8 protein-coding genes and 3 tRNA genes are annotated in these 16,413 nt (G+C 39.2%); 2 read left to right on the top strand and 9 right to left on the bottom strand.

The annotated features are described in order from the left end of the window. Window positions 1–8 precede the first annotated feature (8 nt). The 7 genes from ABXZ32_RS12455 to ABXZ32_RS12425 form a co-directional block, all read right to left on the bottom strand. Entirely contained in the window at window positions 9–1,547 is a 1,539-nt protein-coding gene (locus ABXZ32_RS12455; RefSeq protein ID WP_354619002.1) for a RagB/SusD family nutrient uptake outer membrane protein, read from the bottom strand. Window positions 1,548–1,559: 12 nt separating this feature from the next. Further along, a complete protein-coding gene (locus ABXZ32_RS12450) occupies window positions 1,560–4,535 on the bottom strand; it encodes a SusC/RagA family TonB-linked outer membrane protein (protein WP_354619001.1) in 2,976 nt (991 codons plus the stop codon). Window positions 4,536–4,820: 285 nt separating this feature from the next. Then, window positions 4,821–7,583 carry a helix-turn-helix and ligand-binding sensor domain-containing protein gene (locus tag ABXZ32_RS12445; protein ID WP_354619000.1) on the bottom strand — a complete coding sequence of 921 codons (2,763 nt, stop codon included), beginning with the start codon at window positions 7,581–7,583 and terminating at the stop codon, window positions 4,821–4,823. A 308-nt stretch (window positions 7,584–7,891) separates the two neighbouring features. Further along, window positions 7,892–7,965 (bottom strand) — tRNA-Arg (locus tag ABXZ32_RS12440). A 4-nt stretch (window positions 7,966–7,969) separates the two neighbouring features. Next, a tRNA-Pro gene (locus tag ABXZ32_RS12435) sits at window positions 7,970–8,044 on the bottom strand. Between the two features lie 50 nt (window positions 8,045–8,094). Next, a tRNA-Ser gene (locus ABXZ32_RS12430) sits at window positions 8,095–8,178 on the bottom strand. 113 nt (window positions 8,179–8,291) lie between these two features. Continuing rightward, the gene (locus tag ABXZ32_RS12425; protein WP_354618999.1) at window positions 8,292–10,337 is read right to left on the bottom strand and encodes an HD family phosphohydrolase; all 2,046 of its coding nucleotides are present in this window, start codon (window positions 10,335–10,337) and stop codon (window positions 8,292–8,294) included. Between the two features lie 120 nt (window positions 10,338–10,457). Here ABXZ32_RS12425 and ABXZ32_RS12420 point away from each other — a divergent pair, with 120 nt between their 5' ends. Beyond that, window positions 10,458–11,633 carry an acetyl-CoA C-acyltransferase gene (locus ABXZ32_RS12420; RefSeq protein ID WP_354618998.1) on the top strand — a complete coding sequence of 392 codons (1,176 nt, stop codon included), beginning with the start codon at window positions 10,458–10,460 and terminating at the stop codon, window positions 11,631–11,633. Window positions 11,634–11,655: 22 nt separating this feature from the next. Then, window positions 11,656–12,408: a C40 family peptidase gene (locus ABXZ32_RS12415; RefSeq protein ID WP_354618997.1), complete on the top strand. Its 753-nt coding sequence runs from the start codon at window positions 11,656–11,658 to the stop codon at window positions 12,406–12,408. 54 nt (window positions 12,409–12,462) lie between these two features. Here ABXZ32_RS12415 and ABXZ32_RS12410 read toward each other — a convergent pair whose 3' ends face one another. Together ABXZ32_RS12410 and gyrA are read right to left on the bottom strand one after the other, a co-directional pair. Next, window positions 12,463–13,725: a tetratricopeptide repeat protein gene (locus tag ABXZ32_RS12410; RefSeq protein WP_354618996.1), complete on the bottom strand. Its 1,263-nt coding sequence runs from the start codon at window positions 13,723–13,725 to the stop codon at window positions 12,463–12,465. A 35-nt stretch (window positions 13,726–13,760) separates the two neighbouring features. Beyond that, window positions 13,761–16,292 carry a DNA gyrase subunit A gene (gene gyrA / locus ABXZ32_RS12405; protein WP_354618995.1) on the bottom strand — a complete coding sequence of 844 codons (2,532 nt, stop codon included), beginning with the start codon at window positions 16,290–16,292 and terminating at the stop codon, window positions 13,761–13,763. Window positions 16,293–16,413: the final 121 nt, after the last annotated feature.

The following is a 16,413-nucleotide window of genomic DNA, read 5'->3' as shown; positions in this document are numbered from 1 at the left end:
ATCTTTGATTAATTACCTAATATTGGGAACTGGTCAACTTGAGCCTGAGGATAAGGCAGGAATATCTTACCTTCTGTAAAGGTCCTACCGTCATAGCTCAACTCATCAAATCGTTTTAAACGAACCATATCAAAATACCTTTTCCCCCATTCCATACTCAATTCGGCGAATTTCTCGTCCAAAACCTGATCTAGAGTAACTCCTGATAATGCAGGCATGTTAGCACGTGCCCTAACCTGGTTTACTGCTTGATCCGCGCTCATTACGTTTCCACTGGCACCCTGAGCAAGAGCTTCAGCATACATTAACAATATTTCGGAATATCGGATTATGGAATAATTTTTATTGCTGCCATACCCAGTTCTTCCTGGGATCAATTGATTAGAAGGCATATAATGCTTCCCACTGGCGAAAAGTGCCCTGGCATAATCATTGATTATATCCCCATCCCTTGTAGTATTGGATACAAAGTTTGGAAGGTTGCTGTAATTGGGATCAGCCTGTAGTTCCGCTATCCCGCGATCTGTAAAAAGCACACTGGTTTCCAGACGGGTAGTTTCACCCCTGTCCAACATAAATTTAATGAACTTCATACTTGGTTCAAAAAAGCCCCATCCGCTGGAAGCACCTTCAACGGCCGGAGTCCAGTTTTGTGGACCATAAGGCGCATAAAGATGACTTTCACTATCTCCCTCACCTTGACCAAAATCGGAATACTGCAAATCCAGAATACTCTCATTGCTCAATTTTCCAGGTGTTTTAAACAGCTCGTAATAATCTGGGTAAAGACTAAAAACTCCTGAATTGATAATTTTGCCAGCAGCCTCGGCTACGGCTTGGTAATTTTTCAATTCTTGGTTCGCCAAGGCCTTGATAGCATATGCTGTATAAATGGTTGCTCCACCTGGCAGATCCGTACGTTCATTGGGCCTCATATTCGTTAAGAAAGGAATAGCCTCATCCATTTGATCAGAAATATGCTGCATTACCTCTTGCTGTGTTGGCACACTTGTTAGAGATAAAAGCGCTCCAGTATCAGACGATTCAGTAATGAATACATCTCCCCAAACCTGAGAAATATTGAAAAGCATCATCGCCCGCAAAACCTTTGCTTCAGCGATGTACTGATTCCCTAGGGCAACCCCAGATTCATCAGCAAATTCTTGATACCGTTCTATTTGTTCCATCGCCGTGTGTGCCGAAATAACATCCACGTAGATATTTTCCCACAGGGAATTGTACATCCAGTAATCCTTATTGTAATTGAAGAGATCTGTCTCTGCAAAATCTTGTTGATCCCCAAGGCCTCCGGCATTTACATCATCGCCCCTAACAGAGATCAATAACGGCTGTTCCCATCCCCTGGATTGAAACGCTTCATACACCCCAATAATGGAAAGCTTCATATCTGCCGTCTTGGTAAAATCTGTACCTCCCGCAAAATTATTGTTCAATTCCGGTTCATCCAACTTGTCAGTACACCCAACCATGGCAAATCCTGCGGCTGCCATAAGGGTTAAAATGATATTTTTAGTAAACAGTTTCATACGTGTATTTTTTTAAATTTTAATGTTAACTCCAAAAGTGTATACAGAAGGAATAGGATAGGTCTGATTGTCTACTCCATTGGCCACTTCAGGATTAAACCCGTTGTATCTAAAGACTGTCAATGGCTTTTCTGCCGTTACATAGAGCCTTATATTCGGTAAGCCAGGTTTTGATCCATCTTTGTTGATGGTATATCCGAAGGTGATATTCTGGATTCTAAAAAAGTCCCCATCCTCTATAAAATAATCATTTAATTTTTGATTCCATCCTTTTCTAATTCCCGCTGCGGATGGGTAACTATTGGATGTTCCTTCCCCGTGCCAACGATTGATTGCAAAATCCCTGTCAATATTGGTGTCATTGGTAAAAATCACCTCACCTCTTTTACGGTTCAATATTTTATTCCCACCTTGACCAATTGCACTGGCAGACACATCGAAGCCTTTATAAGCAAGTCCAAAGTTTAATCCGAAAGAATAGGAAGGTAAAAATGAGCCCAAAACGGTTCTGTCATCATCATTAATTTCTCCATTGCCATCTAAATCCTTGTACTTGAAATCTCCAGGTACCAGATTATTTGCCACAGCTATCGGATCTGCTTGGATTTCTGCATCATTTTGGTAAACTCCATTTATTTCACGACCATAAAAGGCAAAGATAGATTCTCCTATTATTGACCTTTGGCGAAATTCTGCGGTTCCAGCATCAATAAAAGGTTGCCCTCCAAGGTCTAGTACTTCATTTTTAAGGGAAGAGAAATTACCTCCAATGCTATAGGTAAAATTATCATTGACCGTTTTATTCCAATTTAGGGCAATCTCAAATCCTGAATTTCTAATTTCCCCTACATTTTTTCTTATACTTCCTGGAATTAATGGGCGTTGCACTGGTATAATGGCATCCCTAGTGTCCCTTACATAATAATCTGCTTCCAAGGATAATTGACTGTCAAATAAATTAGCAGAAATACCACCATTGATCTCCTCTGTGACCTCCCATTTTAAGGAAGTAAAATCACTACTGGTGCTTACCCCACTAAATAAGGTGTCTCCAAGCGCAGTTGTTACCACTTGTGATGTAATGGAACCTTCACTTCCCGGTACATTATCATTACCTAGTTGCCCCCAACTTCCCCTTAACTTAAGAAAATCGAAAACTCCGTTGTTATCCATAAAAGATTCTTCTGACAATACCCATCCTACCCCAACAGTTGGGAAATAACCCCACTTTTCTTGGTATTTGTTAGTACCATCTGCACGAAAAGTTCCGTAGAGCAAATAGCGGTTGTCGTAGTTGTAGGATACCCTACTGAAATAAGACAAGCCATATTCCCTTCTTCCATCATCGCCTACGTCTTCCTGAATAATTGTTTGTGCAAGGTCTAAGTAATATGCCTCTTCTCCAGATAAAGGGAAGTTTAATCCTCTTGCCCTCAATTGTTCAAAAGCCTCGTCCCTAAAAGATCCTCCGGTCAATATGCTTAAATTATGTTTCCCGAAAGTATCCGTATAGGTCAAAGTATTGTCCCAAATTTGATTGGAGTATGTTTCATTGCCTTTAAATAAAGAAGCATCTTCTCTCTGAAAGTTATTACCTATAAAGAACGGCAAACGAACTTCCCTTTTCTCCCTAGTTTCGAAATTGTGGTTATACGCAGTTTTAAAGGTTAATTTGTCGGGCACCAACTCAATTTGGGCATAAAAATTGGCCAATACGTTCCTGATTTTTGAACGGTTCTCGCTAAAATCCAATGTTGGAAATGGATTTTGCCCCCCTCTATACCCTAAATCCTGGGCGTTAGCATATGCCGTAGGGGTTGCATTTGTATTTAATGGATCAAAAACGGGTAAAATTGGAACCGCAAAATACGCTTGTCTCCATGCAGAATCCTCTGCATCATACCTTGTAGCATTACTAATAACCGTATTTGCACCAACAGTTAACCAGTCATTGGCTTTAAAATCTATCTTACTCCTAAGGTTAAAACGTTCATATTCATTGCGCATTTTAAGAATACCTTCTTGACCAAAGTAATTTGCTCCTATGGCATAAGAGGCATCTTCACTTCCTCCCGTGACACCAAAACTGTGGTTTTGGATTGGAGCAGTTCTCATTATTTCATTGTACCAATCTGTATTGACATCCGGTATATTTGGATTAACCCTGCTACGACCGTATCGTTGCATGGCGTTCAAAATAAACTGGGCATCGGGAGCAGATCCAGATTCCAGGGCAATGGTGGTGAACTGCTCGGCATTTGCCACTTTCAGAACATTTTGGGCCACTTGATATCCCGTATAACCATCATATGTAATTTCGGCCTTTTTATTATAACTGCCCGATTTAGTTTCAATCAAAACAACGCCATTTGCTGCCCTAACACCATAAATGGCCGCTGCAGATGCATCCTTTAATATAGAAATGGAAGTAATATCCGAGGTGTTTAAAAAATCGATGTTGTCGAAGAACATCCCATCAACAACGTATAATGGACCCGAAGCTCCAGAGTCATACGAACCAATACCCCTAACTCTAATAGTTGGGGATTGTCCTGGTCCACCACTACTGATTACCTGTAGCCCTGCGACCTTACCTTGTAATGCCTGCATGGCTTGTCCGGTTGGTGTAGCAGAAAGTTCTTCCGACTTAATCGTGGTAATAGCTGAGGTTAAATCCTTGGATTTCATGGCACCATAACCTATTAATACTACCTCATCCAATGCTTGGGCATCCGCCTCAAGAATGATATTTAAGGAAGTCCTCCCAGCAATTGAGATCTCTTTGGTTATAAATCCTATATAACTAATGACCAAAGTTGCTTCTGGTGAAACATTGTCCAAGACAAAGTTTCCGTCAAAATCTGTTTGTGTTCCTCGTTGTGATCCTTTCACAACTATACTAGCCCCAGGCAATGGTATCCCATCTACATCCCCAACACTTCCTGAAACAGAAATATTGTTTTGTGCATAGGTTCCTGCTTGGAACATTAGAAATGCGATTAACAAAATTAAACCTCTTATTTTCATAATATTATAATAATTGTGTTGGTTTAATGCTAAATTAATAAAATGATGTGCTTACAAAATTTATAAGCATACATAAAAACTACATCAAAGCCGTGTAAGCCTCAAAAACACCCATATCCACTAGGATTGTTGTAGTTAAAAATTAAATTTTATGTTAAGAAATACCAAAATGATGTAGTAATGATGTAGTGTAAAAGTTAAGGCTTGAAGATTCTGGGCAGGAGTTGCACCTAAGGCCTATGACACTTATTTAAAGGTAATTAGGAAGTTTGTTATGTTTTGGTCCCCATCCATGTTTAGTTTTTTGCGCAATCTATAACGATGTATCTCCACCCCTCTAGTTGAAATCCCCATTAATGGTGCAATTTCCTTTGATGAATGGTTCATTTTCAAATAAGCACAAAGTTTAAGATCCTTAGGGGTCAAATCCGGATAAGATACCAACAGTCTTTCAAAAAAGTCTTCGTGCAATTCTTTGAAATTTATTTCGAACCTCTTCCAATCATCATCATTATTAATAGAATCATCCAATTTTTTGATGAATGATTTATACCTTTTTTGATTGCTGAATTTTTCCTTATTCAACAATAGGATACTCTTTAGCTCTAATATTAATTCGTTCTTTTTGGTGACATTTAATATACTTCCGGCCAGTTCCTTCTGCTTTTGCCTAATCCCCTTGGCCAATTTTTCCTTTTCCAGTTCCTGCAACCGCTCCTCTTGCTCTTTATGCATCCGGTCCATTAACTTATCTTGTTCTTTCTTTAATTTCCTACGGTTGTATTTCCTTATTAAGAACAACATCAAAAAAATCAATAACACATAGCCAACAATGCTGAAATCTGACCAATACCAAGGTGGTGCTATGTCGAAGGAAATCATTAAGGGTAATGATTTTTCATTATTAATGTTTACGGTATAAACCTTAAGGGTATAACTTCCAAAAGGGAGGTTTTGAAAACTAAGGGTGCCATTATCCGTATATTTTGCTTGTTGTTCGGCTCCCTTTAATTCATAATAATATCGAGGTTGAACCAAAATAGACGAAGCTACCTGAATTGTTATTTCTCTGGATGATTTAAAATTAATTGAAATAGGCTGATCAAAAATGGGAAGTAAGGAATCTTGGGCCTTAAAAAAGCTTAACCTTGGGGAAGGTATTTCATTGCGGCCTAGTTGCCCTTTTAATTTGGTAAGGTTTATTTTGCCGAAACCATCTGCAAGGGTAAAATAATGGATGGAATCATTTAATTTAAAGACATTTTCAGAATCTGGAACCAATCTTCTTACCATTTGATTTCCAGCGATCACTAACTTTTCGTTTTTCAGATCGGTATGCATTATTTCCTTGTCATCGTCATTGTCTACAAACCAAAAATGGTTTTCATCAAAGCTTACAAGGTCCTTGTTTGCATATGGTTCAAATTCTGTAAACTCGACAATTTTACCTGGAATAGGATCGTATTTAAACCAATGACCATCACTTCGAATTACGATTTGATTTTTTATGTTGAATAACTTAACGTTATAATTATTTGGAATCTCCTTTTGATCTATTTGCTGAATATCCTCCTTATTTATACTGGCGTAGTCCTTGCCAAACTTAACTCTATAAAGTCCTTTGTATGGGTGAGCCACCCATATCGTATTAGGATTTTCAAAACATAGCTGTTTTATAGGGAAATTTAATCCTGTAACACGGTTAACTTTCCAGTTGCCACTATCCTCCTTTTCATAAAGCACTATTCCATTATAGGTGCCTTGTAAATAGGTAGTTGACCTTTCAGGGATTCTTACCATGGTATACCCTCCAGAATACCCGACAACTGCTTCAAATTTATCTTTACCTACTTTAAACGTACCGGAATTATGCCCACAAAAAAGTTCATCACCTATAACTTGCAAATCCCAAACATGACCTTGGGAGCCCTTTACAAATTTGAGTTCATCATTCAAAAAATAGTAAACCCCAGTATTACTACCCAAAAATAAAGTACCCTTATAAAAAGCCATATCATACACCGTCCCCAAGACTCCTGTATCATCGGTATAATATGTTATAGGAGTATCTAACTGTAGTCGATCTATCCCATTATCCAGCCCTAGCCATAATTGATCCTTGTAGCCAATCATAGATAGGACTGTATTATTTTGCAGTCCTGTCTCCCTGTTTATATTATCTACCCTATCTGTAGTGCTATCGTATATGTAGATCCCTCGCTTAATCGTGCCAAAAACAATCTTACCACTGGAGAGCTCAAAGATCTTATTAAGTTGATGTTGGTTTAACAGAGGAGTCAACTGACTGCCCCAAGGGACAAGCTCATTGTTCTTCCAAAGAAAACAGCCTTTTTGTTTTGTGCCAATGAGAAGACCGTCTTTAATTTGAACCAGATCTACGATATTACCATTTTCCAACTGTTCCTTATCAATTATTGGGATTAACTCATTTTGATCTAGCCTATAAATTCTACTATAATTGTCAGCTACTAATAATTCATCTTTAAAAGCAACTATATTGGTAACAACTGTTTGTGGGTTTATTACTTGTATTTCACCTTCATGGTACTTATAAATTCTGGAAAAAGATCTAAAATATACGTTTTTACCACTTGGGACTATCTGCCAAAATTCCTCACTATTAAAGGTATGACCCTTGATTAAATGGGTAAGTGAATAATATTGCAATGAGCCCTTATCGTTTTTCTTCCAATATCCAAATTCTTCATAGGAACCAGTATATATTCTGTCCCCAATAATGACTACGGAACGAATAACAGTCTTATTTGGTAGTTTATATAAATTCCATTGTTCCCCATTAAAATGAAGCAAGCCTTTGTTATTACCCGCAAACAACTCTCCATCTTCATTAACTGCAAGTCCCCAATTCTGACTTGCGGCATTGTACTCAAAAATTGGATAGTTATGGATTGGTGGCAGCAATTCCTGCCCACTTAATAAAATGGGAAAATTTATTACAAGAAGTAGAAACAATAATCTCAATTTCATGTCGACTTAGTATTTCACTTAGCAGTTCAGGTAAAAGTATATAAAACTAAATTATTGTCGGCCTTTAGATATTTGTTTGTCCGCGTTTGCCATAATTAGACCGATGTAGTCTGAAGAATCTGACTTTACATCATCGATAATTCACTGAAGAACATGGAGGATGTATCAAAAAGAAAAAAAGTAAAGGTGACTTATTAGAGAAATATCTAGAAATAATCAATAATAGTTCGGTATGAAAATCCAATTTAGATGGTTGATGACCTAAAACAAGAAAGGCTTCCAGTTTCCTGAAAGCCTTGATATTCTTGTGATCGCGCCACGATTCGAACGTGGGACCGTCTGCTTAGAAGGCAGATGCTCTATCCAGCTGAGCTACGCGACCATTGTCGGGGTGGCAGGATTCGAACCTGCGGCCTCCTGCTCCCAAAGCAGGCGCGATAACCGGGCTACGCTACACCCCGAAAACCGACAATGTGGATATGTCAATATGTCAAATCAAAAAGAAAAAAAGCGGAGAGACAGGGACTCGAACCCTGGCGACAGTTACCCGTCGACAGATTAGCAATCTGCTCCGTTACCACTCCGGCACCTCTCCAATAATCTTTAAGATCGCGCATATAAAAATGCGGTTGCAAATGTACTTTTTCATATCCTAGAACGCAACTATTTTTTGATTTTTTTTATCGGAATATTTTTCGCCCTTAAAATCTATTCGGGGTACTCAACCCTAAGGTGGTAGATATTAATGAGTTTCTGTTTCAATACCTTCTTTATGGTCTCTATTTCTTTGAAGGTAATATTGGCATTTAAAAACTGATTTGCATTCATTTGGCCCGAAATTATCTTATCCACGAACTCATCGATGATCAAGAATGTCGGATTTTTAAGACTTTTGGATGCCGCTTCTATAGAATCGGCCATCATTAAAATTGCGGTCTCTTTGGAAAAAGGTATAGGCCCCGGATATCTAAAATCCTTTTCGTCCGCCCCTTCTTCCAATTCCATTTGTTTTTTATAAAAATAATAGACCAAGGTGGTTCCATGGTGTACCCTTATAAAGTCTATGACACGGTCAGGAAGGTTGTTTTTCCTTGCAATCTCCACTCCTTCTATAACATGGTCTATAATAATCTTTGCGCTGTCCAAAGGCTGCAATTCATTATGGGGGTTCACATTGGTGATCTGGTTTTCCGTAAAATAAGTGGGATTGTTCATTTTCCCAATATCATGGTACAAGGCCCCTACCCTAACCAACATGGCATTCGCCCCAATCTCATTGGCAGCAGCCTCGGCCAAATTAGCGACCTGAAGGGAATGATGGAAGGTGCCGGGAGCTTTATTGGAAAGCTCCTTTAAAAGCTTGGAATTGGTGTCTGACAACTCTAGAAGGGAAACATCGGAGACCAATCCAAAGATTTTTTCATAGATATAGATCAAGGGTTGCACAAAAAGCGTAATCATTCCATTCAATAAAAACAACCCAAATACCAACCAATGGATATCCTCTAAATTGCCTTCGTGGATAATATGGAAGGCAAAATAGCCAACCATATAGATAAGGGTAATCTCTGTTACGGAAATAAATAGATTGGCCCTCTTATATAGCTCAGACACCGTTAGAATGGTCACGATACCCGCCATAATCTGAAGAAATATATATTCGAAGCTATTGGGAACTACAAATCCCAATATAAGTACCGTAAGTACATGCACAAACAAACCCAAGCGCGCATCAAAAAAGGTCTTTATGATCAATGGAAGAATACACAACGGAACCACAAAGACATAGGTTTCATCGTACTTGACCACTAAGGTGGTCACAAACACCATCAATAATATATTAAAGAAAATAAATGTGACCTTGGTATTGTTTTTAAAAGTTATAGGTCTGTATTTTTTTAGGAACAATAGGAGCATCAACAAGACCAGAGCTACCAGGACCGTATATCCAAAGAGAATAAAATAATAATTATTGGCTGCCCATAACTCAGATTCATACTCCTCCTTTAAAGAGTTGAGAATCTTAAAATTATCAGCCTCTACAACTTCCCCCTTAACAATAATGAGCTTCCCTTCATCTACATTGCCACGGGTAGTAGAGAGCTCCGAAAACTCATTCTCCAGCTCCTTTTGGGATAGATTTTCATCATAAAAAACGTTGGGCTTTATGATATTGAAAAATAGTTCTTGATATTCGGATGTATAATTACTAAGTCCTCTTTTGCTTAAATCGCGATCAACGAGGCCCGATATATCCTGAAGCCTATAGAAGTCGTCCATATTAACCCGACGGGCTTCATTGCCCTTAACCAAATAAAGGGTCTTTTTAGTAGTTATGCCGTTGGACTTAAGAACCCCGTTTGCGTAGATTTCATCAAGAATTTCATAACCCACCTTTTTCAAGGAGGTAAATTGACCCATTTTTAACTTATATCCCGCAAAGATGGTATCGAACTTTCTTTCAAAAGCATAATAGACTTCTTTTTCCAAGTCTTCATCAAAAGCATAATAATCAATGAGGTTATTCTGGATATTCAGCTTTTCCATGGCGATCTCCTCGTCCGTTTTTTTGATCGAAAAATCAAATGGAGCGTACAAATTATCATACTGCCATGGTTTGCCTTTTTGGAATTCATACTTAAACTTGCCTCCCTTAGGGAAAAAGAATACGACCAAAAAAATTGAGACAGCATATAAAATATACTTATATATGAGTGATTGATTTTTATAAAGCCGATCTAAAAATTTCCTCATATATCTTGGTATCTCCACCAAAAATAGAAAAATATATATTTATAAAAGGCTTTTACCAAGAGAACCATGTTCTTTGCACTTTAATTTATTAATTTCGCAATATCATTTATAAAAATAGTCATGAAAGAAGTAGTTATTGTATCTGTTGCGAGAACTCCCATAGGCAGTTTTATGGGGGCCTTATCCAGTATTCCAGCTCCTAAATTAGGCGCCATAGCCATCAAAGGGGCTTTAGATAAAATCAATTTAGACCCCAAACTGGTCGAAGAGGTTTTAATGGGTAATGTAGTGCAGGCAGGTACAGGACAAGCTCCTGCCAGACAAGCAGCTATTTTTGCCGGAATTCCAGATACCGTGCCGTGTACTACCATCAATAAGGTATGTGCCTCCGGGATGAAGACCGTAATGCAAGCGGCTCAAAGTATCGCTTTGGGAGATGCTTCTATCATAGTAGCGGGAGGAATGGAAAACATGAGTTCCATACCGCATTATGTGCATATGAGAAATGGACATAAATTTGGACCTGCCACTTTGATTGATGGCATGCAAAAAGACGGCTTGGTAGATGCCTATGATCAAAACGCGATGGGCACATGTGCCGACGCATGTGCTACTGAATATAAATTTACAAGGGAAGACCAGGATGCCTTTGCTGTACAGTCCTACGAGAGATCGGCAGCGGCTTGGAAGGCTGGGAAGTTCAATGATGAAGTAGTTCCGGTAGAAGTACCACAACGAAGAGGGGAACCTATTATAGTAAGTGAAGACGAAGAGTACAAAAACGTTCGATTGGATAAAATACCAACCTTGCGTCCCGCCTTCTCAAAAGACGGTACCGTAACCGCCGCCAATGCCTCTACCATTAATGATGGAGCAGCAGCATTGGTTCTAATGAGTGCCGATAAGGCAAAAGAATTAAATCTAAAGCCACTTGCGACCATAAAAAGTTATGCCGATGCTGCTCAGGAACCAAAGTGGTTCACAACAGCGCCATCCAAAGCCCTACCAAAGGCCTTGGCCAAGGCAGGTATTTCCCAGGACCAAGTAGATTATTTTGAATTCAACGAGGCATTTGCAGTAGTTGGATTGGCCAATATGAAGATACTTGGGTTAACGGATGCAAACGTAAATGTAAACGGCGGTGCTGTTTCCTTAGGACATCCGTTGGGATGTTCCGGTGCAAGGATTATCATCACCCTTTTAAGTGTAATGCAACAGAACAATGGTAAGATAGGTGCAGCAGCTATTTGTAACGGTGGTGGTGGTGCTTCTGCAATTGTATTGGAGAAAAAATAATATATTCCTGTAAAGCAAATCTATGCAATACGGTATTTGCCACCTTAGTATTGTTCCTGTAAGAGCAATTGCCGACGATGTCAGTGAAATGGTCACCCAACTTTTGTATGGGGACCATTTTAAGGTATTGGAACATCGCAAACATTGGAGCAGGATCCGCATTGCCTTTGATGCTACCGAAGGCTGGGTCAGCAACAATCAATTCCTGTTTATTTCAGAGGAAGTTTACCAACAGGCGCATACCAATCCGGATATTAAAAACACCGCGGATCTCGTTTCCTTTGTAAGTACGGAATCTGACATTCTCATTCCCATAGTCCTTGGATCCACTATCCAAAATATAGATTTGGTTTCCCACCATTTTGAGGGTAACTTTATAGGAGGCATCAAAGAAAAGAGCACGTTATTGGATACGGCCCTTCTTTATTTGAACACCCCTTATTTATGGGGCGGTAAAACACCATTTGGCATCGACGCTTCTGGACTTACCCAGATGGTCTATAAAATAAATGGGCACCAACTCCTACGCACAGCGGCCCAACAGTCCACTCAAGGAGAGCCCCTGAGTTTTATAGAAGAAAGCGAAGCAGGGGATCTGGCATTTTTTGACAATAATGATGGGGTTATTGACCACGTAGGTATCATTATGCAAAACAACTATGTAATCCACGCGCAGGGCAAGGTAAGAATAGATCGCATAGACCATACGGGAATTTTTAATACGGAAACCAGAAGCTATACCCATCAACTCCGGGTCATCAAGAAAATTATATAAATAAAAAAGCCTTCGAAAATTCGAAGGCTTTTTTTATGTTTTGTGTTATTGGAACTATTCTCCCAACAACTTCTTAAGTCTCATGAAGTTTTCATTGTCACCCAAGGCGCCGTAGATGTTCTTCAACTGCGTTAAAATCCCTTGGTTATCAGGGTTTAATTTTAATGCATCTTCCAAAACAGTAGCTCCTTCTCTGAATAGGCTATCCTTCTTTTTCTTTAAGACATCATATTTCGCAATATCAGCCTTGGAGTTACCCAATTTGTTCATGTCATCGATCATACTGTTTCCTTCGTTCACATAGGTTGTGGACAAATTCAATTGGGCATTAACATAACCTGGATTGATCTCCAATGCTCTTTTGTAAGCATCCCTTGCAGCTTCTAAATTTCCTTGTTCCATATTGATTACCCCGATATTGTAAAAAAGATCTGGATTATCAGGAGCAACTTCAGCAGCTTCAGACATCAAAGCCTTAAATTTTTCCTTGTCACCTAATTTGAAATACAAATTAGCCTCATTCAAAATTAAGTTTACATCGGTTGGATCATTGGCCCTAGCATCCTTGTAAGCTTCCAAAGCTTTATCATCTTGACCCAATTGCGTGTAGATCAATGCAATATTTTTAACGATCTCTGAACTCTTAGAAGGTGTTCTTTCGTCTTTTGGATCTTTGTAAGTTCCCGATTTCACCATTAAATCCCTTTGATTCTTGGCCATTTCCTCAACTTCACCAGTTTCAATGTTGACAGCGGAATATTTCATTTCGCTACCGTTGTAACCAAGATCCTTCAACTCATTATAGTAGGTAAGCGCCTGCTCATAATGACCACCGTTTACCGCACTACTAGCAGCGTAATAAAGATAAATGGTATCGTTCTTGCTCAGGTTATAGCTCTTGTATAATTTCTCTCCAGCTTCTTTGTATCGCTTCTCTTGATTGTCAGTTACCGCAGAATTTACCAAATCTGCTGTAATAGCAGTTAGTTTTTGTTGGGCCTCAGCAGTGTATTTCTGTTTTCCTGTTTTGGCTTCCAATGCAATAAGATCATTATACCCCTCAATGGCTACATCAAAAGCCGCGGCATCACCTTTTTGGGCCAAATCTTTATAAATATTCCCTTTCAACAGGTAATACTCTGCCTTCATTTTATCGTCAGCTCCACCTATCATGCCTGATGCACTTTCAATAGCCGCCTTTGCAGCAATAGCATCACCAGATTTCAAAGCTTTCTCTGCAGTCTTTATTTCATTTTTCTGTGAAAATCCGACCAAAGAATATGATATGGCCGCCAGTATTAAAATTTTAGTTTTCATTTTAAATGTATTAATAGTTATCGTGTGTTTATTTATTATTCTTCCGTTTCGGTTTCATTAGTATCAAGAGCCGTGCCATTCTCAGGTTCTACCTCAATATCATTAATATCGGTATCAACAACTTCTTCTTCGTCCTTCATGACCTTGGCCACTGCAGCGATAGAATCGTTTCCTTTAATATTGATCAATCGAACCCCTTGGGTGGCTCTTCCCATAACCCTTAGATCTTCCACACTCATACGTATGGCAATCCCAGATTTGTTAATGATCATAAGATCATCTGAATCGGAAACATTCTTAATGGCAACGAGTCCACCTGTCTTATCAGTAATGGAGATAGTTTTAACACCTTTTCCACCCCTGTTGGTAATCCTGTAATCATCGATACTGGAACGTTTACCATATCCATTTTCTGAAACTACAAGAATCTCCTCATCGAAATCATGAACAGAAACCATTCCGATCACTTCATCGTTATCATCCGCCAGGGTTATCCCTCGTACTCCAGAGGCATTTCTACCCATAGGCCTGGTTTTGCTTTCTTCAAACCGGATAGCCTTTCCAGATTTAAGTCCTAAGAATATCTGACTTGTACCGGTGGTCAATTTAGCTTCTAACAGCTCATCACCTTCCCTTACCCCAATGGCATTGATACCGTTTTGTCTAGGTCTTGAATATTGCTCCAAAGAGGTTTTCTTTACAATACCTTTTTTGGTGGCCATGATCACATAGTGATTGTTCACGTACTCCTCATCCTTCAAGTCTTGGGTACAAATAAAGGCCTTTACATTATCATCTTGTTCAATATTGATCAAGTTCTGAATAGCACGACCTTTAGAGGTCCTACTGCCTTCTGGAATCTCGTAAACCCTCATCCAGAAACATTTTCCTTTTTGGGTAAAGAACAACATATATTGATGGTTGGTACCAACAAATAGATACTCCAAGAAATCCTCATTTCTGGTAGAGGAGGCCTTTTGACCCACTCCACCCCTATTTTGGGTCTTGTACTCGGAAAGTGAAGTTCTTTTGATATAACCAGCATGGGAAATGGTAATGACCACCTGCTCATCAGGGATCATATCTTCCATGCTAAGATCTCCACCAGCAAAATTGATTTCTGAACGTCTAGGATCACCATATCTTTCCTTCATTTCCAGAAGTTCATCTTTGATAATCTGCATTCTTCGCTCTTTCCTGGCCAAGATATCTTTTAAATCTTCTATCGTTGCCAACACCTCTTCATATTCGGAACGTAATTTATCCTGTTCCAGACCGGTAAGTTGACGAAGGCGCATTTCAACAATGGCTTTTGCCTGTATTTCCGATAATTTGAATCGTTCAATTAAATTATCACGTGCTTCATCAGCATTTGTGGATGCCCTGATAATCGCAATTACCTCATCGATATTATCCGAGGCTATGATCAGACCTTCAAGGATGTGGGCCCTATCTTCAGCTTTTTTAAGGTCGAATTCAGTTCTTCTAACAACAACTTCATGACGATGCTCCACAAAATAGTGGATCATTTCCTTTACATTCAACAATTGCGGTCTTCCGTTGACCAAAGCAATGTTGTTTACACTAAAAGAGGTCTGTAATGAAGTGTATTTATATAAGGTATTCAATACGATATTGGGTATCGCATCTCTTTTCAAGATATATACGATACGCATCCCGTTCCTATCCGATTCATCCCGAATACTTGAGATACCCTCAATCTTTTTATCATTTACCAGGTCGGCCGTCTTCTTGATCATATCGGCCTTATTCACCTGGTAAGGGATTTCGGTGACAATGATACATTCTTTGCCCTGTACTTCCTCAATATTGGCCTTGGCGCGCATTACAACCCTACCGCGACCCGTTTTAAAGGCTTCTACAACACCATCATAACCATAAATAATTCCCCCTGTCGGGAAATCTGGTGCTTTGATATGTGTAATCAGTTCATCTATCTCTATATCGTTATTGTCTATGTAAGCGACAGTACCATCAATAACTTCGGATAAGTTATGTGGTGGCATATTGGTTGCCATACCCACAGCAATACCAGAAGCTCCATTGACCAATAAATTTGGAATTTTAGCAGGCAACACAGTGGGCTCCTTTAAGGAATCATCAAAGTTTAGCTGATGATCTACTGTATCCTTTTCTATATCAGCCAACATTTCATCGGCTATTTTACGCATACGGGCCTCCGTATAACGCATTGCAGCTGGACTATCACCATCTACAGAACCAAAGTTACCTTGACCATCTACCAACATGTAGCGTAAACTCCATTCCTGAGCCATACGTACCATGGAATCATAAACAGACGTATCCCCGTGAGGGTGATACTTACCCAAAACCTCACCCACAATTCTAGCAGATTTTTTGTGCGCGCTGTTTGATCTTACACCTAATTCGTGCATTCCGTACAACACCCTTCGATGCACAGGCTTAAGACCATCCCTTACATCTGGTAAGGCACGTGACACAATGACCGACATTGAATAATCAATGTAGGCAGATTTCATTTCATCATCAATGTTGATTGGAATTAACTTTTCCCCTTCCGCCATATTAAAAAATCGTATATACTAAATTGGTTAAAAAATCATGCCAATATACGGAAAATCAAAGCGTACAAGGCATATTAATGATACTTTATCGAATAATTTATTAACAGTTTCACTAGTGGAT

Origin of the sequence: Sediminicola luteus (assembly GCF_040566555.1) — a bacterium.
Lineage (GTDB): Bacteria > Bacteroidota > Bacteroidia > Flavobacteriales > Flavobacteriaceae > Sediminicola.
Note: the sequence above shows the minus strand (reverse complement) of the source record. Positions and strands in the feature narration are given on the sequence as shown.